Below are 20,456 nucleotides of genomic sequence, written 5' to 3' on the forward strand. Positions count from 1 at the left end.
AGAACGGACGCCGGAAACGCCATGAACGCAGTCTTCCCGACCCCCGACACCGCCGACAGCCAGCGTCTTCTGAGCCCCGACGAGCTGGAAGCGGCTCTGCGCGATATCGGCGCGCGCCGCTACCACAACCTGCATCCGTTTCACCGCCTCCTGCACGACGGCAAGCTCTCGAAGGATCAGGTCCGGGCCTGGGCGCTGAATCGCTACTATTACCAGGCAATGATCCCGGTGAAGGATGCCGCGGTGCTCGCCCGGATGACCGACGCGTCGCTGCGGCGGGTCTGGCGTCAGCGCATCGTCGATCACGACGGCGACCACGAGGGTGACGGCGGCATCGAGCGCTGGCTCAAGCTGGCGGAGGGCGTCGGCTTCGACCGCGATTACGTGCTGTCGACCCGCGGCATTCTCTCGGCCACGAAATTTTCCGTCGAGGCCTACGTCCATTTCGTGTCCGAGAAGACTCTGCTGGAGGCGATCGCCTCGTCGCTCACCGAGATGTTCTCGCCGACGATCATCTCGGAGCGGGTCGCCGGGATGCTGAAGAATTACGACTTCATCACCAAGGACACGCTGGCCTATTTCGACAAGCGTCTGACGCAGGCCCCGCGGGATGCCGACTTCGCGCTGGATTATGTCAAGCAGCACGCGACCACGCCCGAGCTGCAGCGGCAGGCTATGGCCGCGCTGACCTTCAAGTGCAATGTCCTCTGGACGCAGCTCGATGCCCTGTACTTCGCCTACGTGGCCCCCGGCCTGATCCCTCCGGATGCGTGGCAGCCCGGAGAGGGGCTGGTGGCCGAGCCGGCGCAGGTCCAGGCGGCCGGCGTCGGCAGGAAGACCGCGCCCGGCGACCGCCCGCGCCTGCCGCGCGGCGTGCGGCTGCGCAACGACGAGACGCGCGGCAAATACGTCCTGCTCGCCCCGGAGCGCACCTTCGACCTCGACGACAACGCCGTCGCGGTGCTCAAGCTCGTGGACGGCACGCGCAGCGTCGCCGACATCGCGGACGAATTGGGCAAGACCTACGCGGCCGACCCGCGTGCAATCGAGGCCGACATCCTGGTGATGCTCGACGGTCTCGCGGAGAAACGGGTTCTTGAGCGATGAACGCGCTGACGCCGAACCGGCCCGCCGCCCCGGCCCCGGTCGGTCTGCTCGCTGAGCTGACCCACCGCTGCCCGTTGCGCTGCCCCTATTGTTCCAATCCGCTGGAACTCGACCGCCGCTCCGGCGAGCTCGACACGGCGACGTGGCAGCGGGTGCTCACGGAGGCGTCCGCGCTCGGCGTGCTCCACGTGCACCTGTCCGGCGGCGAACCGACGGCGCGCAACGACATCGTCGAGATCACCAAGACCTGCGCGGATCTCGGCCTGTACTCGAACCTGATCACCTCCGGGGTCGGCGGAGCCTTGTCGAAGCTCCAGGCGCTCTACGATGTCGGCCTCGATCACGTGCAGCTCTCGGTGCAGGGCGTGGACGCGCAGAATGCCGAGAAGATCGGTGGCCTGAAGAACGCCCAGCCGCAGAAATTCGCGTTCGCCGCCAAGGTGGTGGAACTTGGGCTGCCGCTGACCCTCAACTCCGTCATCCACCGCGGCAACATCCACGAGGTGGCGGGCTTCATCGATCTCGCGGTGAAGATGGGCGCCAAGCGCCTCGAGGTGGCGCACACCCAGTATTACGGCTGGGCCTACGTGAACCGCGCCGCCCTGATGCCCAACAAGGCGCAGGTGGACGAGTCGATCCGCATCGTCGAGGCGGCTCGCGAGCGCCTGAAGGGGCAACTCGTGATCGATCTCGTCGTGCCCGACTATTACGCGAAGTACCCCAAGGCCTGCGCCGGCGGCTGGGGCCGCAAGCTGATGAACGTGACGCCCCAGGGCAAGGTCCTGCCGTGCCACGCGGCCGAGACGATCCCGGGGCTGGAGTTCTGGAACGTCGCCGACCATTCGCTCGGCGAGATCTGGCATGACTCGCCGGCCTTCACGGCCTATCGCGGGACGGACTGGATGAAGGAGCCGTGCCGCTCCTGCGACCGCCGCGAGAAGGATTGGGGCGGGTGCCGTTGCCAGGCGCTGGCCCTGGCCGGCGACGCCGCGGCCACGGATCCGGCCTGCTCGCTCTCCCCGCTCCATGCCAAGGTGCGGGCCCTCGCGGTGGAAGAGGCGGCCGAGAACCCGCCGGATTACGTCTATCGGACGATCGGCAGCAACGTCCGGTCGCCGCTCAAGGAGGAAGTGCACTCGTGAGAGTTCTTGCTACGACGGCCCTGGCCCTTGTTCTGGCCGCGCTGCCGGCTTTCGCCGAGGACGCGCCGAAACCCGCGACCGTCACCCAGGCCAACGCCGCCGCCCCGCCCTCGGCCGCCGACCTGCTGTTCGATCAGCCTCAGATGAAGAACGCGGCGCCGGGATCGACCATCACGTACAATTACCTGCGCCGCTCCGGCATCTCCGGCGGCCCGTTCGGGGCCCCGCTGCAGGACACGGTCGCGCTGAAGATCGAACCGGGTAAGAGCCCCGACGCGCGCGATATCCGCGTCACGATGTTTTCCGGCCTGAACCGCGTGCCGGCCGGACCGTTCGAGGACATGGCGGGCAACCCCGTCGTGTCGCTGTTTCTCGAGAACCACCTCCGGGCGCTGGCCAAGGTATTGGAAGCCAACCCGCGCTATCTGAAGCTGGCGATCCGACGGGGCCTGCGCGAGAAGGCGACCGTGACGCCGACGAAGGTCGAGTTCGACGGTCGCACCGTCGATGGCTGGCGCGTGGTGACCAAGCCCTTCGAGGGCGATGCGATGACGCAGCGTATGCGCGGCCTCGATGACCTGACCTACACCTTCGTCACCGCCCCCTCCGTCCCGGGTGAGATCGTCTCGATCGAGGCATCCTCGAAGAACAAGGACGGCGGCGAGCTGCTTGAGGAGAAGCTGAACTATGATCAGAAGGCTGGCTGAACGCGGCGCGCTGGCCGTCCTCGCCCTGACCCTGTCGGGCCTGGCCGGCTACGCGGCCGAGGAGAACGACTACCCGACCGATGCGCGGGTCGATTACGTGTTCGGCTGCATGGCGGCCAACGGCCAGACCCGCGAGAGCCTGCAGAAGTGCTCCTGCTCGCTCGATCAGCTCGCCGCCATCCTGCCGTATGACAAGTACGTCCAGGCGAGCACGGTGCTGTCGATGCGGCAGGGCATCGGCAACCGCGCCAACGAGTTCAAGTCGACCAAGATCTTCGACGACAAGGTCGCGGAACTCCGGCGCGCCCAGGCCGAGGCCGAGATCCGCTGCTATCGCGGCTGATCGTGCAGAGAGGCCGGCCGGCGTTGCGCCGGCCTCGCGATTCGCGCACACGGGGTCTCGTAGCGCGCTCGTGACCGGGACTCCCTTCGTGACCCCCTCTTCCGGCCTTTCCAACCTGCTGCCCGATCTCGGAGGGCGCACGCTGGTCATGGGCATCCTGAACGTCACGCCCGATTCCTTCTCGGACGGCGGCCTGTTCGCCGGAGAGGCCGCAGCCGTGGCGCAGGCGGAGCGGCTTGTCGCGGACGGGGCGGCGATCCTGGACATCGGCGGCGAATCCACCCGGCCCGGGCATGTGCCCGTCTCGGCCGAGGACGAGCAGGCGCGGGTCCTGCCGGTGATCCGCGCGGTGGCTCCGCGGCTGGCCGTGCCGATCTCCATCGACACCTATAAGGCTTCGACGGCGCGCGGCGCTCTCGAGGCCGGCGCGCGGATCGTGAACGACGTCTGGGGCCTCCAGCGCGAGCCCGACATCGCCTCCGTGGCGGCCGCGCACGGCGCGCCGGTCATCATCATGCACAACCGCGCGTCGATCGATCCAGAGATCGACATCGTCGCCGACATGCAGGCCTTCTTCGAGCGGTCACTCGGCATCGCCCATCGCGCGGGGATCGCGGATTCCGAGATCGTGCTCGATCCGGGTGTCGGCTTCGGCAAGACCTGGGCGCAGCATCTCGAGGTCTTGCGGCGGCTCCCGGAGATCCGCGCCCTCGGCTTTCCGGTTCTAGTCGGCGTTTCCCGCAAGTCTCTCCTCGGACGCCTGCACGATCGCGAGACCCGACCGGCGGATCGGCTCTACGGCTCCCTCGCCGCGCACGCTCTGGCGGCGACACTGGGGGCCGACATCGTCCGCGTGCACGACGTGGCTGCGCATATCGATGCGATGCGCGTCGTCGACGCCGTGATGCGGCCGGGGGAGCGGTGAGCATGGGCGGCGATCTGATCCGCGTCACCCGCATCGCCGTGTTCGGGCGCCACGGGCTGTTGCCCGAAGAGGCCGTGCTCGGTCAGCGCTTCTACATCTCCCTCGAGGCCCGCCTCGACCTCAGCGAGGCCGGACGGTCCGATGCGGTCGCCGGCACGGTGAGCTACGCCGACCTGACGCAGATCGCCGTCGCGATCAGCACGGAGCAGCGCTTCAACTTGATCGAAGCCCTCGCGGAGACCATCGCGGCGAGCATCCTCGAGCGCTTCGCGCGCATCGACGCGATCACCGTCCGCGTCGACAAGCCGAGCGCGCCGATCCCGGCGATCCTGGACGGCGTCAGCATCGAGATCACACGCCAGCGCGGAGACCGCGCATGAGGGCCTATCTCGGCATCGGCAGCAATATCGGTGACATGGCCGCGATGCTGGACCGGGCTGTTGCGGGGCTCGCCGCCGTGCCCGGCATCGCGATCGTCGCGCGCTCGGCCGATTATCGCACGCCGCCCTGGGGCAAGACTGATCAGCCCTGGTTCCTCAACGGCGCCGTGGCGATCGACACGGACCTTGATCCGCACGGCCTGCTGGATGCCTGCCTGTCGGTGGAGCACGATCTCGGCCGCGTGCGCGAGGAACGCTGGGGGCCGCGGATCATCGACATCGATGTGCTCGCCTACGAGGGGGCCGCCGTCGACGATGCGCGCCTCGTGCTGCCGCACCGCTACGTGCGCGAGCGCGCCTTCGTGCTGGTGCCGCTCGCCGAGATCGCTCCGGATCTCGTCATCGGCGGCGAGCGGGTGGTCGACGCCCTCGCGAAACTCGACCGGACCGGCATCGCCCCGGCCTGAGGCCGCTCAGCGCTCGCCAGGCTCGGCCAGCTTGTTGTCTTCCTGGTCGAGAAGCGGCACGTCGTACGCGCGCAGGACCTGATCGATATCCGCCTTGCGCTTGCGCAGGACCGTGTTCAGCGTGCGCTTCCAATCGTTCTCGCCGAGGCGGACGCCCATGGCGATCCGATAGGCCATCGGCGGCCGCTCGGGCTCCTTGAGCAGCGGCACCACGCTCATGGCCGTCCCGGACTGCTTCGCGAGCCAGCCCGCGGCCGGTCCCCAGAGCACGGCGGCGTCGATCTCCTTGGCGGCAAGGGCTGCGATGATCTCGGCTGCGACCGTCTGATGCTTGCGGGAGGGGTCGAGCTGATACGGCGCGTAGGCTTTCATGCTGGACACGAGGCCCAACTCGCCCATCCGGTTCACCGGCGGGGTTCCCGCGATGACACCGATGCTTTTGCCCTTCAGGCGCGCGTCATCAAGGCCCGTCACGCCGTCGAATTCCCCGGCGCGGGTGACCAGCGTGTAGGCGGACCGATAATACGGATTCGTGGTCTGGACGAGGTCGCTGCCGAAGGCCTGGCCCATGATCAGGTCGCAGAGGCCGGTCCCGAGCGTGTTGCGCACGAAACCCGGGCCCTGGGTCAGCCAGTAATAGCGGACCTTCACCTTCAGTTCGTCGGCGATGATCGCCGCGATCTTGTTCTCAAAGCCGTCCTCCTTGCGTTCGGAGAACGGCATGTTGCCCGGATCCCCGCAGACGCGCAGCACGTCCGTGGTGACCGTATCCGGCAGATGCTGGGCGAGCGCTCCCTGTGCCCCGGTCAGAGTCAGGGCACAGAGCGCGACGATCCGGGCAAGAGACGACATCAGCCGCCCATGCATTCCTTCTCCGCCTTGCGGGCGGCTTCGGGCTTGTCCTCGTGGTCGGACGGACGGATACGCCCGATCGCACCGGCGGCGCGCGCCTTGAGGTAGACGTAGAGGTCGTCCGAGTAGCACATGACGTTCTTATTGTCGCCGAAGGCCGGCATGACCTTCTGCTCGGCGGCGCTAACGTCCTGCTTGCCGCCCACTAGGATGCCGATGAACTCCTCGTAGGAGAGGTGCTTCAGCGAGTCCTTCAGCGCCGGCGCGTAGGTCGAACCCATGCCGTCCGGGCCGTGGCAGACGTGGCACTCGGCGTGATAGCGGCGGTAACCCGAGTAGGAGTACCAGTCGAGCTTCTTGCCGTCCTGGGTGACGCGGAAAGTCGGGTGACCGTCGGCATCCAGGTACTTGCCGTCCTCGACCTTAACGGCCGCATCCTTCTTGAGCAGCTTCTCGTCCTGCTCGGCGGTCTTGTCGTTCGCGTTGAGCGAGTTGGCGAGGGCGGGGTCGGCGGGCTTGGCATCCTCAGCATGTACGGCAACCGCAGAGACGGTCGCTAGGGCGAGGGCGGCGATAACCGGCCGCGTTACAATCTTGCTGAGGTTGAGCAACGCATGTGTCTCCCTGGATCGAGGCCCTTCGTCTCCCTCCGAGCCGTAGCCTCTTGCGCGAAAGTCTAATCACAAGGATGCCGGCGCGGGAACCCGCGCCGGCACCGATTTTAACAGGTGGACCCTGCGGCCGATTAGTTCGGCAGAGCGAAGACCGTCAGCTGACCGCCGAGGTTGGTGTACTGCGACAGAGCCGCGTAGCCACCCACCGCGCCGAGACCGGCGTTCGGGTCGGTCAGGCCGGCCGCGAGGCCGATGCCGGCCCAGCCGCCGACGCCCGAGAGGACGCCCACGTACTGCTTGCCCTTGTGCTGGTAGGTCATCACGTTGCCGATGATGCCCGACGGGGTCTTGAACTTGAACAGCTCCTTGCCGCTCTTGTCGTCGACCGCCTTCAGGTAACCCTCAAGCGTGCCGTAGAACACCACGTCGCCGGCGGTGGCCAGAGCACCGGACCACACCGAGAACTGCTCGGCGTTGGACCACTTGATCTTGCCGTTGACGCCATCCCACGCGATGAAGTTGCCCATGCCGCCGTGCGAATTCGGGGCCGGGTACATCGAGAGGGTCGCACCGACGTAGGGCTGGCCCGGGGTGTAGGTCACCCGGAACGGCTCGTAGTCCATGCAGACGTGGTTGGTGGGCACGTAGAACAGGTTGGTCTTCGGCGAGAAGGCCGCAGGCTGCTGATCCTTGGTGCCCAGCGCCGCCGGGCAGATGCCCTTGGAGTTGGTGTCCTCACCGTTCTGCTCGGTCGAGTACTTCGACACGACCAGCGGCCGGCCGTAGTTCTTCGAACCCTTGTCCATGTCGACCTTGGACGCCCAGTTGACGGCCGGATCGAACTTCTCGGCGACGAGCAGGCTGCCGTCCGCGCGGTTCAGCGTGTAGCCGAAGCCGTTACGGTCGAAGTGGGTCAGGAGCGGCTGCTCCTTGCCGTCAACCTTCTGATCCGTGAGGATCATCTCGTTGATGCCGTCGTAGTCCCACTCGTCGTGGGGGGTCATCTGGTAGACCCACTTGGCGACGCCGGTATCCGGGTTACGCGCCCAGATGGTCATCGACCACTTGTTGTCGCCCGGACGCTGCTTGGGGTTCCAGGTCGAGGGGTTGCCCGAGCCGTAGTACATCAGGTCGAGCTTGGGATCGTAGGAGAACCAGCCCCAAGTGCAGCCGCCGCCGGTCTTCCACTGATCGCCTTCCCAGGTCTTCAGCGAGGAGTCCTTGCCGACCGGCTTGCCGAGCGAGGTGGTCTTCTCCGGGTCGACCAGCATCTGGTCGTCCGGGCCCTCGGAGTAGCCGCGCCACACCTTCTTGCCGGTCTTCAGGTCGTAGGCGGTGACGTGGCACTGCACGCCGAACTCGCCGCCCGAGATGCCGACGATGACCTTGTCCTTGACCGGCAGAACCGTCGCGGTGTTGGTCTCGCCCTTCTTCGGGTCGCCGTTCACGACCGACCAGTTGACCTTGCCGGTCTTGGCGTCGAGCGACACGAGGGTGGTGTCGGCCTGGTGCAGGAGGATGGCGCCGTCGGCGTAGGCCAGACCACGGTTGACCGTGTCACAGCACATGACCGGGATCACGGACGGATCCTGCTTCGGCTCGTACTTCCAGATGATCTTCGCCTCGTGGTCGAGGTCGAGGGCGTACACGATGTTCGGGAACGGCGTGTGCACGTACATGATGTTGCCGACGACGAGCGGCGAGCCCTCGTGGCCACGCAGGACGCCGGTCGAGAAGGTCCAGGCGACCTGGAGGTTCTTCACGTTCGACGCGTTGATCTGATCGAGCTTCGAGTAACGCGTATTCGCGTAATCGACCGTCTGAAGCACCTGCTCCGCCGGGTTGGCGATGCCCTTCATGACGCTTTCGTTGGCCAGCGCCGGCGCGGCAACGGCCGCGACGCCCGCGCCGAGCGCAAGGAGATGTACCGCTCTCATGGGTTCCTCCGACAAGTCTTTGAGTGTTTTCGCGACACGTCTAGAGAGTGGCGTCGCTTAGACTCCGACCTGACTGTTTGCGACAGGGATGGACGCCTCGGTAGCGGGCATAGTGGACTTCGAGGAGATCTGCAGACCCCCTAGCCAGGAACCGCCATCCCTGAGGCGGTCCCCTCGAAACCGAGGCTTGAACGGACCTTAAGAGATTTTTGAGCGCCGTCAACTCGCTGTTCCATGCTCGACGGCACTTGGTGAAAGCTTCTTTTCGCGTGACAGAAGCACGGCGAATGTCATTGTCCTGCGAAAAGAAATGCTGCGACGCACAAATAGCCGGCCGTTCTTTCGGAAGCGTCTCACGGCGACGTGAGCCGTTTGCATGCAGATCTTGCAGACGAGGAAGCTTTGCTGATGCCGCTTATGCGCCGATGGCGGGCGTTGCAGGTGAATCAGGGTTGTCGGAGCAGGGTTGAGGACCGCAGCGCGATATCGCTGAGCGGGGGTTTGATCAGGATCCGCAGCGCCGGCGGCCTGTGCGCCGTGTCGCCGCATCTCGCCAAGGTGGGGATCTCAACAGCGTCTAAGCGGTTTGCGCGCGACAAATTGCCAGATCATCCCGGAGACGGGCTGGTCCTGCTGCGCCGCGCCCCAATCGGGCGACTCGGGAACCGTCTTTGGTGAATCGCACGACGGCGCGGAGCAGTGCGGAGATTACAGGCTCCCGACCGGTCCTGTGCTCTCGAACTCCGCGACATCCTCCACGAGGTCGGTCAGCGAGATGGCGAGACGCCGTCCGTTCGCGAGACGGAGTTGCGCATCCGGTTCGATCCAGATTGGCCTGAGGTTGGAATGACTGCCGTGCAGCGTGCCGTAGGCCACAACGCCGTCGGCGCGCCGCTCGATCACCACACGGTAGCGGACGCGCACGGGTCCGCACCCGTCAGCGGAAACCAGCCCACGGCCGGCCAGCGTCTTCAGAACTTCGTTCGGCTCGAACATACGCGCGACGCTTGGGCGGGACTAAGCGGCAATCCCATTGCCATTTAGTCCCGGTCCGCAGGCAAGTCACGCTTGCAGCCTTGGCACGCCGTATCGCCGGGAGGATCCTGTCATGCGGCGGTGGCTCAGACGTCGCTGGGTGCCGAAGGCTCAAGGGCACGAACGACGATGCGGCCGGCCTCCACGGACAGCGCCAGCCGCCCCTGTTTCAAGGCCAAGGCCCTGTCCCCGAACAGGCTCCGCCGCCAGCCCTGAAGGGCCGGAACGTCGGCAGCATCGTCGTCGGCAATAGCCTCCAGATCGTCGACCGTGCCGATGATCTTGGGCGCGACGCCTTCCGCCTCGCAGACTGCTTTCAGAAGGACCTTGAGAAGCTCCACGATCGCGCCGTTTCCGCCGCTCCGGCGCACGCGCTCCGGAAGACGGATGTCGCTGGTGTCGCGCGATAGCCCGCGCTCGACGGCCGCGACGATGTCGGCCCCCGTGCGCGAGCGCTCGAAGCCCGCCGGAATCGTTCGCAGCCGGGCCAGGGCCTCCGCGCTCCGGGGCGCCGCCGAAGCTACGTCGATGACGGCCTCATCCTTCAGGATTCGCCCGCGCGGGACATTGCGCGCTTGGGCCTCGCTCTCGCGCCAAGCGGCGACCTCCATCAGCACGGCGATCTCGCGAGGCTTGCGCATCCGGCCGGCCAAGCGCCGCCAGGCTTGCGCCGGATCGGCTCGGTACGTCTCGGGCGAGGTCAGCACGGCCATTTCCTCGTCGAGCCAAGCACCGCGATCCGTGCGCAGCAGCTCGGCGACGAGGACCTCGTAGACCTTCACCAGATGGGTGACGTCTGACAGCGCATAGGTGAGCTGCGCGTCGGAGAGCGGCCGCCGTGACCAGTCCGTGAAGCGGGAGGACTTGTCGATCTTGGCCTTGGCCACGTCGTTGACGAGCTGCTCGTAGGAGACCGAGTCGCCGTAGCCGCACACCATAGCGGCGACCTGCGTGTCGAAGAACGGGTGCGGCAGAATCCCGCCGATCAGCCAGATGATCTCGAGATCCTGGCGCGCGGAATGGAAAACCTTCACGACGCGCTCGTCGGCCATCAGGTCAATGAACGGCTGCAGATCGAGCCCCGGTGCCAGCGGGTCGATCAGAACTGCGGAGCCGTCCGGAGCCGCCATCTGGATCAGGCAGAGCTTCGGGTAGTACGTCGTCTCACGCATGAACTCCGTGTCGACGGTTACGAAGGGCTGCCCGGCCAGCTGGGTGCAGATTTCGCGCAGCGCGTCGGTCGTGGTGATCAGGTCCATAGGTCGGCTATACGCAACCGCCGCGGCCCTGGGGAGGGATCCGCGCGCAGGTCCCCATCTTTCCGACATCGGGTGTCAGGATACCGGTCATGCCTGCCCGGCCATGACGGCCCGACGGCGTGCCCGGGATTGCCGCCGAATGCGCAGCGCGTCGGCGCGGCGTTGCGCCTCGGCGCGTCCCAGGAGCCGGTCGAGGATGCCGGTTTCGATGCGCTCGCCCGTCGCACCGTCCGTGAGGCGACGGATACGGTCGACACGGAAACCGCGATAGCCGCCCCGTCGGGCGTCAATTCCGCCGAGCAGGGTCCTGCCCGGCCCGAGCTTCAACTCGCGAGCGTCCAGCGACCGGTTGCTCCACGCACCGGTGGCATCTTCGTAGACGAGGTCGAAATGGCCATCGAGCGGCAGCGTCCGCCACACGCTCGGTGCGGTCTCGAACGTCATCTCCCGTCGGCCCTCCGGCTGGAAAAAAGCGTTGTGGTTCATGCACATCATATGGGGATGAGCAGCGCTTTCCGGTAGTCCGGACGCGCGGCGCGGCGCCGTTCTTGCGGCCATTGCGGGTGCCCTGCGCTTGACTTGGGGGGCCTCGCGTGAATGGTGCCGGCCTTCCCACAGAAGAAGCCCGTCATGCACCGTTACCGTTCCCACACCTGCGGGGCGCTCCGCCCGTCCGACGTCGGGCAGAGTGTCCGCCTCTCCGGCTGGTGCCACCGCATCCGCGACCACGGGGGCGTGCTGTTCGTGGATCTGCGGGACCATTACGGCCTGACGCAGTGCGTGATCGATTCCGACTCGCCGGCCTTCAAGGCCGCCGAAGCCGTGCGCTCGGAATGGGTCGTGCGGATCGACGGCCGCGTCCGCACCCGCCCGGCCGGCACCGAGAATGCCGAGCTTCCGACCGGCGCGGTCGAGGTCTATATCGATGACCTGGAGGTGCTGGGCCCGGCGGGCGAGCTGCCGCTGCCGGTCTTCGGCGACTTGGAATATCCGGAGGAGACGCGGCTCCGGTACCGCTTCCTCGACCTGCGCCGGGAGAAGCTCCACGCCAACATCATGAAGCGCGGCGCGATCATCGATTCGCTCCGCCGCCGGATGCGCGAGGGTGGCTTCTTCGAGTTCCAGACCCCGATCCTGACCGCCTCCTCGCCCGAGGGCGCACGCGACTACCTCGTGCCGTCGCGGGTTCATCCCGGCAAGTTCTACGCGCTCCCGCAGGCGCCGCAGCAGTTCAAGCAGCTGACGATGATCGCGGGCTTCGACCGCTACTTCCAGATCGCGCCCTGTTTCCGCGACGAGGATGCCCGCGCCGACCGCTCGCCGGGCGAGTTCTACCAGCTCGACATCGAGATGAGCTTCGTCACCCAGGAGGACGTGTTCCAGGCCGTGGAGCCGGTCCTGCGCGGTGTCTTCGACGAGTTCGCCGAGGGCAAGCGCGTCACTCGGGAATTCCCGCGGATCACCTTCGCGGATTCGATACTGAAATACGGCGTCGACAAGCCGGACCTGCGCAACCCGCTGATCATCGCCGACGTCTCCGACCTGTTCGCCCGTGATGACGTGGCCTTCAAGGCGTTCAAGGGCGTGATCGCCTCCGGCGGCGTGGTCCGGGCGATCCCGGCGACCGGGGCGGCCAGCCAGCCGCGCTCGTTCTTCGACAAGCTCAACGACTGGGCCCGCTCCGAGGGCGCGCCGGGCCTCGGCTACGTCGTGTTCGAGGAGGAGAACGGCCAGCTCTCCGGCAAGGGGCCGATTGCCAAGTTCATCCCGGCCGAGGTGCAGGCGTTGATCGCCGAGCGGGCGGGCGCCAAGGCCGGCGACGCGGTGTTCTTCTCGGCGGGTCCGGAAGCCAAGGCGGCCGGGCTCGCCGGCAAGGCCCGTATCCGCATTGGCGACGAGCTGGGCCTCTGCGACAAGGACCAGTACGCGTTCTGCTGGATCACCGACTTCCCGATGTACGAGTGGAGCGAGGAGGAGAAGCGGATCGACTTCTCCCACAACCCGTTCTCGATGCCGAACATCGACCGCGAGGCGTTCCTGGCGCTCGACCTCGACGCTCTCGCCGGCGAGGACGAGAACGGCGCGAACACCAAGCGGATCCTGGACATCAAGGCGTTCCAGTACGACATCGTCTGCAACGGCGTGGAGCTGTCCTCGGGCGCGATCCGCAACCACCGTCCGGACGTGATGGAGAAGGCCTTCGCGATCGCGGGCTACGGCCACGAGGTGCTGGAGCAGAAGTTCGGCGGCATGCTGAACGCCCTGCGCATGGGCGCCCCGCCGCACGGTGGGATCGCGCCGGGCGTGGACCGCATCGTCATGCTCCTGTGCAACGAGCCGAACATCCGCGAGGTGGTGCTGTTCCCGATGAACCAGCGCGCCGAGGACCTGATGATGGGCGCGCCCTCCGAGGCGACGCCGAAGCAGTTGCGCGAGCTGCACATCCGGCTCAACCTGCCCGAGAAGAAGGCCTGAGGCGGCGCGATCCGCCGCCCGGTGCCGAGTCTCGTCGCGATCGTCGTCGCGCATGACAGCGCCGACATGCTGCCCGGCTGCCTCGCGGCGCTTGCCGGGCAGCACGTGCCGGCGATCGTGGTCGACAATGCCAGCCGGGATGCCTCCGCTTCCGTCGCGGAGGCGGCCGGCGCGCAGGTGATCCGCAACGCCCGCAACGAGGGCTATGGCCGCGCCAACAACCGGGGCGTCCGCGCCGCTGAGACCGCGGAGCACGTCCTCATCGTCAACCCGGACGTGATCCTGCGACCGGGTTCTGTGGATGCCCTGTTGGACGCGGCGCGATCCTGGCCGGATGCGGGCCTGCTGGCCCCGCGCCTCATCGAACCCGACGGACGCTACTTCTTCCAGGCGCGCTCGCTGCTGGCGTCTTACCTTACGAACCCCACCGGCCGGCTCGCGCTGCCGCAGGGCGATGCCTGCGCGCCCTTCCTCTCCGGGGCCTGCCTGATGATGCCGCGCGCCCTGTTCCTCGACCTCGGCGGTTTCGACAAGAACATCTTCCTGTTCTACGAGGATGACGACCTGTGCCGGCGCGTCGCCGATCGCGGTCGTGCCCTGATCCACGTCCACCGCGCCGAAGCGTTGCACGGTCGCGGCCGGTCGTCGGCGCCCGAGCCGGGACGGGTGTTTCGGGCGCGCTGGCATCAGGCATGGTCGCGCGCCTATGTCAGCCGGAAATACGGCCTACCGGACCCGAGTCTCGCCGCGCTGGCGGCCAATGTGCCGAAGGCGCTGCTGTCCGGGCTGGTCCTGCGTCGGGCGGGACTGGAGCGCTACGGGGGCTCGGCCGCGGGCGCCCTCGCCTTCCTGCGGGGCCGGACCGCGCTGGCCCGCGAGGGTCTGACCGGATGAGCGCGCCGACGATCGCGATTGCGCTGGAACGCGGGCGCAACGGCTTCACCGGCCTGAGGCTGATGCTGGCTCTGGCCGTCGTGGTGTCCCACGCGTTCAGCGTCGCGACCGGCGCGGCCGGCGACGAGCCCCTCGCCCGGCTCACCGGCTACACGCTGGGCGAGCACGCGGTGAACGGCTTCTTCGCCGTGTCGGGCTTCCTGGTCACGATGAGCTGCGACCGCCGCGGCACCCGGGACTACGCCCTCGCCCGGACCCTGCGGATCCTGCCCGGATTGGTTGCCGCGACCCTCGTGGTGTCGCTGGGGCTCGGCGCGATGCTGACGCGCCTGCCCGTCGCCGAGTACCTGCGCGATCCGGCCTTGTGGACGTTCATCCGCGGGACGCTGACGACCTTCAAGAGCAACGCCGCCCTCCCCGGCGTCTTCGAATCCAATCCCTACCGGGCGCCCCTCGGCACGGTCTGGACGCTCAAATACGAGGTGCTGTGCTACCTCGGCGTCCTCGTCGCTGCCCTGTGCGGCCTGCTCCGGCGCCGGTGGTCGGCGCTCCTGATCGTGGCCGGGCTGGCACTCGCCCTGTCGATCGTCGCCGGCCTGCGCGGACCCGATCTATCGAAGGGCACGGAGACCGCCCTGCGCCTGCCGTTGATCTTCGCGGCCGGCGCGGCCCTGTATCTCTGGCGCGCACGCCTGCGTATCTCGGGCGCCGCCCTCGCCTGCCTGGCCTTCGGCGCCTTCATCCTCGCGCGGACGCCGGCCTACCCGGCCCTCCTGTTCCTGGCGGAAGCCTATGGCGCGGTCTGGCTCGCCGTCGGACCGATGGCCCGCCGGCTGTTCGATCCGCCTGCCGACCTGTCCTACGGGATCTATCTCTATGGCTGGCCGATCCAGCAGAGCCTGCACGTCCTGTGGCCGCAGGCTTCCGGGTTGGCCCTCCTGATCCCGGCACTCGGCCTGACGCTGCCCGTGGCGACCCTGTCTTGGTACGGAATCGAGCGGCCCGCGCTGGCGTTGAAGGCACGGGCGCTCGGGCGACGGCGCCTGGGCACGATCGAGCCGGCCGGGCCGTGACCGCCGACCGGCCGCTTTCGCCGCTCGAAGCGCTGGAGCTGGCGGCGCGAATGCTGGAGGCGCACGGCTTCGCGATCGTCGCACGCAACGAGCGCGGCGACAGCCTCTACATGCGGCGACCGGACTGCGCCTGGCACCTGCGCGTCTCGAACCACGCGCGCACCGCCAAGCAGCGCGCCCGTCGCTTCGATATCCTCGCGAGCCTCGTCATAGACGGGCCGTGCTCTCCGGATCAGGTCGGGAAACGCGTCCGGGATGCCGTTCGGAACTTCGATGCCGCCCGCGCGCAGGTCGCGGATCAGGCCTCCGCGGCGGGGTCGCGGAAGTAGGGCTCGACGGTACCCTTCAGCTTCACCGTCATCGGATTGCCGGCCCGGTCGAGGGTCTTGCCGGCCGAGAGCCGGACCCAGCCCTCGCTCACGCAGTACTCCTCGACGTTCGTCTTCTCGACGCCCTTGAACCGGACGCCGACCCCGCGCTCGAGCATCTTCTCGTCGTAGAACGGGCTGTTCGGGTTGGCGGCTAGGCGGTCGGGAGGCGTGTCGGTCATCGTCCGGATCTCGGATGGTCTTCGCGTTGGGCCTCGCCGGTAAGGGAATCCGCGCCCGCGCGCAACGCCGCGAGCAAGTCCGCGATCCGCCCGCTCTGCAGCAGCGGCACGAGCCGCGTCACTGCATCGTGCGGCAGATCCCACCACGCTGCCGCGACGAGCGCCTCCACCATCGCGGCGTCGAAGCGGCGGCGCACCACCCGCGCCGGATTGCCCGCCACCACGGCGTAAGCGGGCACGTCGCGGGTCACCACGGCGCGGGCCGCCACCACGGCCCCGTGCCCGACGGTCACCCCCGAGAGGATCATGCAGCCCGATCCGAGCCAGACATCGTGCCCGATCACCACGTCGCCGCGCGAGGCATGGTAATCCTCGGGCGCCCGGGCGTCGGGGAACAGCCCGCGCATCGCGGCGAACGGGTAGGTCGACGACCAGTCGAGGCGATGATCGCCGCCGAGCAGGATCTCGACCTTGTCGGCGATGGAACAATAGCGGCCGATCGTCAGCCGCCGCCCGCTCTCCGGGAAGCGGACTTTTGGACGCCCGTACGAATAAGCGCCTATGGAGAAGCCGTAGGTCCTCGCCAGCTTGGCGAGGTGGATCCGGGTCTCGTTGTGCGGGTTGCGCCCCCTGCGCAGCCGGTGCAACAGACCGGTCAAGACGCGAGCCCGCGCGATGCGCGACCGTGTCGTCCTCGGTGAAGAAGGTGAGCGGGAGCGTGGGCGATGGCCGATAACATGTCCGAGGACCTCAAGGCCGGGGCGCTCGTCTACCACCGCCTGCCCCAGCCCGGGAAGCTGGAGATCCAGGCGACCAAGCCGCTGGGCAACCAGCGCGATCTCGCCCTGGCCTACTCGCCCGGCGTCGCCGCCGCCTGCATGGCGATCCACGACGACCCGCAGCAGGCCGCCGAACTTACCATCCGCCAGAACCTCGTGGCGGTGCTCTCCAACGGCACGGCCGTGCTGGGCCTGGGCGATATCGGCCCGCTCGCCTCCAAGCCCGTGATGGAGGGCAAGGCGGTCCTGTTTAAGAAATTCGCCGGCATCGACGTGTTCGACATCGAGGTCGACCAGAAGGACGTCTCGAAGCTCGTCGACGTCGTCTGTGCGCTGGAGCCGACCTTCGGCGGCATCAACCTGGAGGACATCAAGGCGCCCGAGTGCTTCGAGGTCGAGGAGCAGTGCCGGGCGCGGATGAACATCCCGGTCTTCCACGACGATCAGCACGGCACGGCGATCATCGTGGCGGCCGCCGTCCTCAACGGCCTGGAGCTCGCCGGCAAGAACCTCGCCGACGTCCGGATCGTCACCTCCGGGGCGGGTGCAGCGGCGCTCGCCTGCCTCAACCTGCTCGTTTCCCTCGGCGCGACCCGCGAAAACATCACGGTCACCGACATCAAGGGCGTGGTCTACAAGGGCCGCCCGGAACTGATGGACCGCTGGAAGGACGTCTACGCCCAGGAGACCGACAAGCGGACGCTCGCCGAGGTGATCCCGGGTGCGGACGTGTTCATCGGCCTGTCGGCCGGCGGCGTCCTGAAGCCCGAGTACCTGAAGGAGATGGCCGAGAAGCCGCTGATCATGGCGCTCGCCAATCCCTACCCGGAGATCATGCCGGACCTGGCCGAGAAGGAGCGGCCGGACGCGATGATCTGCACCGGCCGGTCGGACTTCCCGAACCAGGTCAACAACGTCCTGTGCTTCCCCTACATCTTCCGCGGCGCGCTGGATGTCGGCGCCCACAAGATCAACGAGGAGATGAAGAAGGCCGCCGTGAAGGCGATCGCGGGCCTAGCCCACGAGACCACCTCGGACGTGGTCGCCCGCGCCTATGGCGGCGAGGCGCGCCCGTTCGGGCCGAGGTCCCTGATCCCGAGCCCGTTCGACCCGCGCCTGATCCTGCGCATCGCCCCGGCGGTCGCCAAGGCCGCGATGGATTCGGGCGTGGCTGGCCGGCCGCTCGCCGATTTCGACGCCTATGTCGACAGCCTCGACCGGTTCGTGCACCGGTCCGGCCTGATCATGAAGCCTTTGTTCTCGAAGGCGAAGGCCGAGCCCAAGCGCGTGATCTACGCCGAGGGTGAGGACGAGCGCGTGCTCCGCGCCGTTCAGGCGATCGTCGAAGACAAGGTTGCGTTCCCGATCCTAGTCGGCCGGCCCCGGGTGGTGGAAACCCGGCTGAAGCGCTTCGGCCTGTCCCTCGTGCACGGCCGCGACTTCGAGCTGATCGATCCCGAGGACGATCCGCGCTACCGCGCCTACGTGCAGACCTATCTCGAGGTGGCGGGACGCCGGGGCATCACCCCCGACGCGGCACGCACGCTGGTGCGCACCAACAGCACGGTGATCGGCGCCATCGCGGTTCGGCGCGGCGAGGCCGATGCCCTGATCTGCGGCCTGGAGGGCCGGTTCGAGACGCGGCTGCGCATCATCCGCGACGTGATCGGGCTTGCGCCCGGCGTGGAGCAATGCGCCGCGATGAGCCTCGTTGTGACGCATAACGGCGCCTACTTCCTGGCCGACACCCATGTCCGCCAGAACCCGACCGCCGAGGAAATCGCCGACGTGGCGCAGGCCTGCGCCAGCCACGTCAGCCGCTTCGGCCTGACGCCGAAGATCGCGCTGCTCAGCCACTCGGATTTCGGCCAGTCGGACTCGCCCTCGGCGATGAAGATGCGTGACGCCCTCGCGCTCCTGCAGCAGCGTGACCCGGAGCTTCAGGTCGACGGTGAGATGCAGGCCGACTCCGCCCTTAACGAGATGGTCCGCGAACGGGTGCTGCCCGGTTCGCGGCTCAAGGGTGCGGCCAACGTCCTCATCTTCCCGAACCTCGACGCGGCCAACATCGCCTTCCAGTTCGCGAAGGTGCTGGCGGATGCCCTGCCGGTCGGCCCGCTGCTGATCGGCCCGGCCAAGCCCGCCCACATCCTGACGCCGTCGGTGACCGCGCGCGGCATCGTCAACGTCACGGCCGCGGCCGTGGTCGAGGCCCAGGCGGACGAGGCTGCACCGACGGCCGAGGAGCGCGGCGCCGGCATGATCTCCGAATGAGAAACAACTGTCGGCGGCCGCGAGCGTGGCCGTCGACTTGCTTCCCGCTCCCGCGGAAACACAACGACCGGGAGATGACGCGATGTGCGCGGGCGACGATCCAACCTGCCACGCCTTCGAGGAGCACCGCCGCCGGTTCCGGCGCGATCTGGAGCCGGAGCGGCGCGCCTTCCTGAAGAGCAGCTTCGCGGCGACCGGTGCCGCCGCCGCGGCCCTCGCGGCCGGCGGCCCGTCGCTGGTGAGCCCCGCGCTCGCGGAGGCGAGCGGCGCCAAGATCGCCGCGACGGCGCATTATCACCTGCCGGCCAATGCCGAGACCGTCCATTGGGGCTTCTTCAGCCGCAGCCTCAAGCCGAAGGTCGAGATCGGCTCGGGCGACTTCGTCACCATCGAGACGCTCACCCATCAGGCGAGCGACGATGCCGAGCGGATGATCCAGGGCGATCCGGGCGCCGAGAGCGTCTATCTCTGGACGAAGGACAAGATGGGCGTCTCGCCGCGCGGTGCCGGCGCCCTGGACGCCAAGATCGGTCCCGGCGGCGGCCTCGGCGTGCATATCTGCACCGGCCCGGTGGCGATCCGCGGCGCCGAGCCAGGTGACGTTCTGGAGGTGCGGATCCTCGACGTGGCGCCCCGCCCCTGCGCCAATCCCAAGTACAAGGGTCTGACTTTCGGCAGCAACGCGGCGGCGTGGTGGGGATACCATTACAATGACCTGATCACCGGCGATAAGCCGCGCGAGGTCGTCACGATCTACGAGGTCGACGCCACCGGCGAGCGCGACTGGGCCCGCGCGGTCTACAGCTTCCGCTGGCCGGGCGTGACCGACCCGTTCGGCGTGTCCCACCCGACCATCGACTATCCCGGCCTGCCGGTCGATCACTCCAAGACGCAGAAGACCTTCGAGGTCCTCAAGGGCATCCGGGTGCCGATCCGTCCGCATTTCGGCACGATGGGCGTCGCGCCCGCCGAGGCCGACCGGGTCAACACGATCCCGCCGAGCTACACAGGCGGCAACATCGACAATTGGCGGATCGGCAAGGGCGCGACGCTGTACTATCCGGTGGCGGTGCCGGGCGCGCTGTTCTCGGTGGGCGACCCCCATGCCAGTCAGGGCGATTCCGAATTGTGCGGCACCGCGATCGAGTGCTCGCTCACCGGCACCTTCCAGTTCATCCTGCACAAGAAGGCCGATCTGCCCGGCACGCCGCTGGAAGCCCTCGATTTCCCGATGATCGAGACCCGGGAGGACTGGGTGCTGTCCGGTTTCAGCTACCCGAACTACCTGCGCGACCTCGGCCCGGACGCGCAGACGGCGATCTTCCAGAAATCCTCCATCGACCTCGCCATGCGCGACGCCTTCCGCAAGATGCGCCAGTTCCTGATGCACGCGAAGGGGCTCACCGAGGACGAGGCGATCTCGCTGATGTCGGTCGCGGTCGATTTCGGGATCACGCAGGTCGTGGACGGCAATTGGGGCGTCCACGCCGTGGTCAAGAAGGCGATCTTCGCCGATCGCGTCGCCTGAGCGGCGGATGCGGCTCGATTGCAGCTGCGGCCGCTCATGGAGGCTTGCCGTCCCGACGCCTGCGGCGCGGCGACGCCGGGGAGAGCTGCGGACTCACCGTGTCCGTATGAGGACG

Annotated in this window: 21 protein-coding genes; 13 read left to right on the forward strand and 8 right to left on the reverse strand. The window is 67.9% G+C overall.

Annotated features, from left to right (window positions below; all coding sequences use genetic code 11):
- Positions 1 to 21: 21 nt before the first annotated feature.
- From pqqC to folK, 7 genes are all read left to right on the forward strand, one after another.
- Positions 22 to 1,107: a pyrroloquinoline-quinone synthase PqqC gene (gene pqqC, locus AC3WSN_RS12945; protein ID WP_492538441.1), complete on the forward strand. Its 1,086-nt coding sequence runs from the start codon at positions 22 to 24 to the stop codon at positions 1,105 to 1,107.
- Entirely contained in the window at positions 1,104 to 2,249 is a 1,146-nt protein-coding gene (gene pqqE / locus AC3WSN_RS12950) for a pyrroloquinoline quinone biosynthesis protein PqqE (protein WP_192710808.1), read from the forward strand. The genes pqqC and pqqE overlap by 4 nt, the downstream gene beginning before the upstream one ends.
- Entirely contained in the window at positions 2,246 to 2,956 is a 711-nt protein-coding gene (locus AC3WSN_RS12955; RefSeq protein ID WP_492538443.1) for a hypothetical protein, read from the forward strand. Before pqqE ends, AC3WSN_RS12955 begins: the two co-directional genes overlap by 4 nt.
- Complete coding sequence (locus AC3WSN_RS12960) at positions 2,937 to 3,299, forward strand: hypothetical protein (protein ID WP_192710810.1); 363 nt, start codon at positions 2,937 to 2,939, stop codon at positions 3,297 to 3,299. Before AC3WSN_RS12955 ends, AC3WSN_RS12960 begins: the two co-directional genes overlap by 20 nt.
- An 88-nt stretch (positions 3,300 to 3,387) precedes the next feature.
- Positions 3,388 to 4,224, forward strand: a complete 837-nt coding sequence (folP, locus tag AC3WSN_RS12965) for a dihydropteroate synthase (RefSeq protein WP_492538445.1) — start codon at positions 3,388 to 3,390, stop codon at positions 4,222 to 4,224.
- 2 nt (positions 4,225 to 4,226) lie between these two features.
- Positions 4,227 to 4,604 carry a dihydroneopterin aldolase gene (gene folB, locus AC3WSN_RS12970; RefSeq protein ID WP_492538447.1) on the forward strand — a complete coding sequence of 126 codons (378 nt, stop codon included), beginning with the start codon at positions 4,227 to 4,229 and terminating at the stop codon, positions 4,602 to 4,604.
- On the forward strand, positions 4,601 to 5,071 hold the full coding sequence (gene folK, locus AC3WSN_RS12975) for a 2-amino-4-hydroxy-6-hydroxymethyldihydropteridine diphosphokinase (RefSeq protein WP_492538449.1): 471 nt from the start codon (positions 4,601 to 4,603) through the stop codon (positions 5,069 to 5,071). Before folB ends, folK begins: the two co-directional genes overlap by 4 nt.
- A 6-nt stretch (positions 5,072 to 5,077) precedes the next feature.
- Here folK and xoxJ read toward each other — a convergent pair whose 3' ends face one another.
- The 6 genes from xoxJ to AC3WSN_RS13005 form a co-directional block, all read right to left on the reverse strand.
- Entirely contained in the window at positions 5,078 to 5,938 is an 861-nt protein-coding gene (gene xoxJ, locus AC3WSN_RS12980; RefSeq protein ID WP_192710814.1) for a rare earth element methanol dehydrogenase accessory protein XoxJ, read from the reverse strand.
- Positions 5,923 to 6,534, reverse strand: a complete 612-nt coding sequence (locus tag AC3WSN_RS12985; protein ID WP_192710815.1) for a c-type cytochrome, methanol metabolism-related — start codon at positions 6,532 to 6,534, stop codon at positions 5,923 to 5,925. Before AC3WSN_RS12985 ends, xoxJ begins: the two co-directional genes overlap by 16 nt.
- A gap of 134 nt (positions 6,535 to 6,668) precedes the next feature.
- Positions 6,669 to 8,474: a lanthanide-dependent methanol dehydrogenase XoxF1 gene (gene xoxF1 / locus AC3WSN_RS12990; protein WP_192710816.1), complete on the reverse strand. Its 1,806-nt coding sequence runs from the start codon at positions 8,472 to 8,474 to the stop codon at positions 6,669 to 6,671.
- A 708-nt stretch (positions 8,475 to 9,182) separates the two neighbouring features.
- Positions 9,183 to 9,470, reverse strand: coding sequence for a hypothetical protein (locus tag AC3WSN_RS12995; protein WP_192710817.1), 288 nt, complete (start codon positions 9,468 to 9,470; stop codon positions 9,183 to 9,185).
- Between the two features lie 125 nt (positions 9,471 to 9,595).
- Positions 9,596 to 10,768, reverse strand: coding sequence for a ribonuclease D (gene rnd / locus AC3WSN_RS13000; RefSeq protein WP_492538452.1), 1,173 nt, complete (start codon positions 10,766 to 10,768; stop codon positions 9,596 to 9,598).
- An 87-nt stretch (positions 10,769 to 10,855) separates the two neighbouring features.
- Positions 10,856 to 11,212, reverse strand: a complete 357-nt coding sequence (locus AC3WSN_RS13005) for a hypothetical protein (protein WP_492538454.1) — start codon at positions 11,210 to 11,212, stop codon at positions 10,856 to 10,858.
- 186 nt (positions 11,213 to 11,398) lie between these two features.
- Here AC3WSN_RS13005 and aspS point away from each other — a divergent pair, with 186 nt between their 5' ends.
- From aspS to AC3WSN_RS13025, 4 genes are read left to right on the forward strand one after another with little or no spacing between them, the layout of a single operon-like run.
- A complete protein-coding gene (aspS, locus tag AC3WSN_RS13010; protein ID WP_492538456.1) occupies positions 11,399 to 13,243 on the forward strand; it encodes an aspartate--tRNA ligase in 1,845 nt (614 codons plus the stop codon).
- 21 nt (positions 13,244 to 13,264) lie between these two features.
- The gene (locus AC3WSN_RS13015; RefSeq protein WP_492538458.1) at positions 13,265 to 14,137 is read left to right on the forward strand and encodes a glycosyltransferase family 2 protein; all 873 of its coding nucleotides are present in this window, start codon (positions 13,265 to 13,267) and stop codon (positions 14,135 to 14,137) included.
- Positions 14,134 to 15,210 (forward strand): acyltransferase family protein, encoded by a 1,077-nt coding sequence (locus tag AC3WSN_RS13020; protein ID WP_492538459.1) that lies wholly within the window; start codon positions 14,134 to 14,136, stop codon positions 15,208 to 15,210. Before AC3WSN_RS13015 ends, AC3WSN_RS13020 begins: the two co-directional genes overlap by 4 nt.
- Positions 15,207 to 15,539, forward strand: coding sequence for a hypothetical protein (locus AC3WSN_RS13025; protein WP_492538461.1), 333 nt, complete (start codon positions 15,207 to 15,209; stop codon positions 15,537 to 15,539). Before AC3WSN_RS13020 ends, AC3WSN_RS13025 begins: the two co-directional genes overlap by 4 nt.
- Here AC3WSN_RS13025 and AC3WSN_RS13030 read toward each other — a convergent pair.
- A complete protein-coding gene (locus tag AC3WSN_RS13030) occupies positions 15,509 to 15,760 on the reverse strand; it encodes a DUF3297 family protein (protein WP_192710823.1) in 252 nt (83 codons plus the stop codon). The genes AC3WSN_RS13025 and AC3WSN_RS13030 overlap by 31 nt on opposite strands.
- The gene (locus tag AC3WSN_RS13035; RefSeq protein ID WP_492543106.1) at positions 15,757 to 16,407 is read right to left on the reverse strand and encodes a CatB-related O-acetyltransferase; all 651 of its coding nucleotides are present in this window, start codon (positions 16,405 to 16,407) and stop codon (positions 15,757 to 15,759) included. Before AC3WSN_RS13035 ends, AC3WSN_RS13030 begins: the two co-directional genes overlap by 4 nt.
- A 78-nt stretch (positions 16,408 to 16,485) precedes the next feature.
- On the opposite strand from AC3WSN_RS13035, the gene AC3WSN_RS13040 reads away from it, so the two are divergent.
- Positions 16,486 to 18,813: an NADP-dependent malic enzyme gene (locus AC3WSN_RS13040; protein WP_492538463.1), complete on the forward strand. Its 2,328-nt coding sequence runs from the start codon at positions 16,486 to 16,488 to the stop codon at positions 18,811 to 18,813.
- Positions 18,814 to 18,895: 82 nt separating this feature from the next.
- On the forward strand, positions 18,896 to 20,341 hold the full coding sequence (locus AC3WSN_RS13045; RefSeq protein WP_492538465.1) for an acetamidase/formamidase family protein: 1,446 nt from the start codon (positions 18,896 to 18,898) through the stop codon (positions 20,339 to 20,341).
- Positions 20,342 to 20,456: the final 115 nt, after the last annotated feature.

The organism is Methylobacterium sp. FW102-HT35C08, assembly GCF_058790235.1.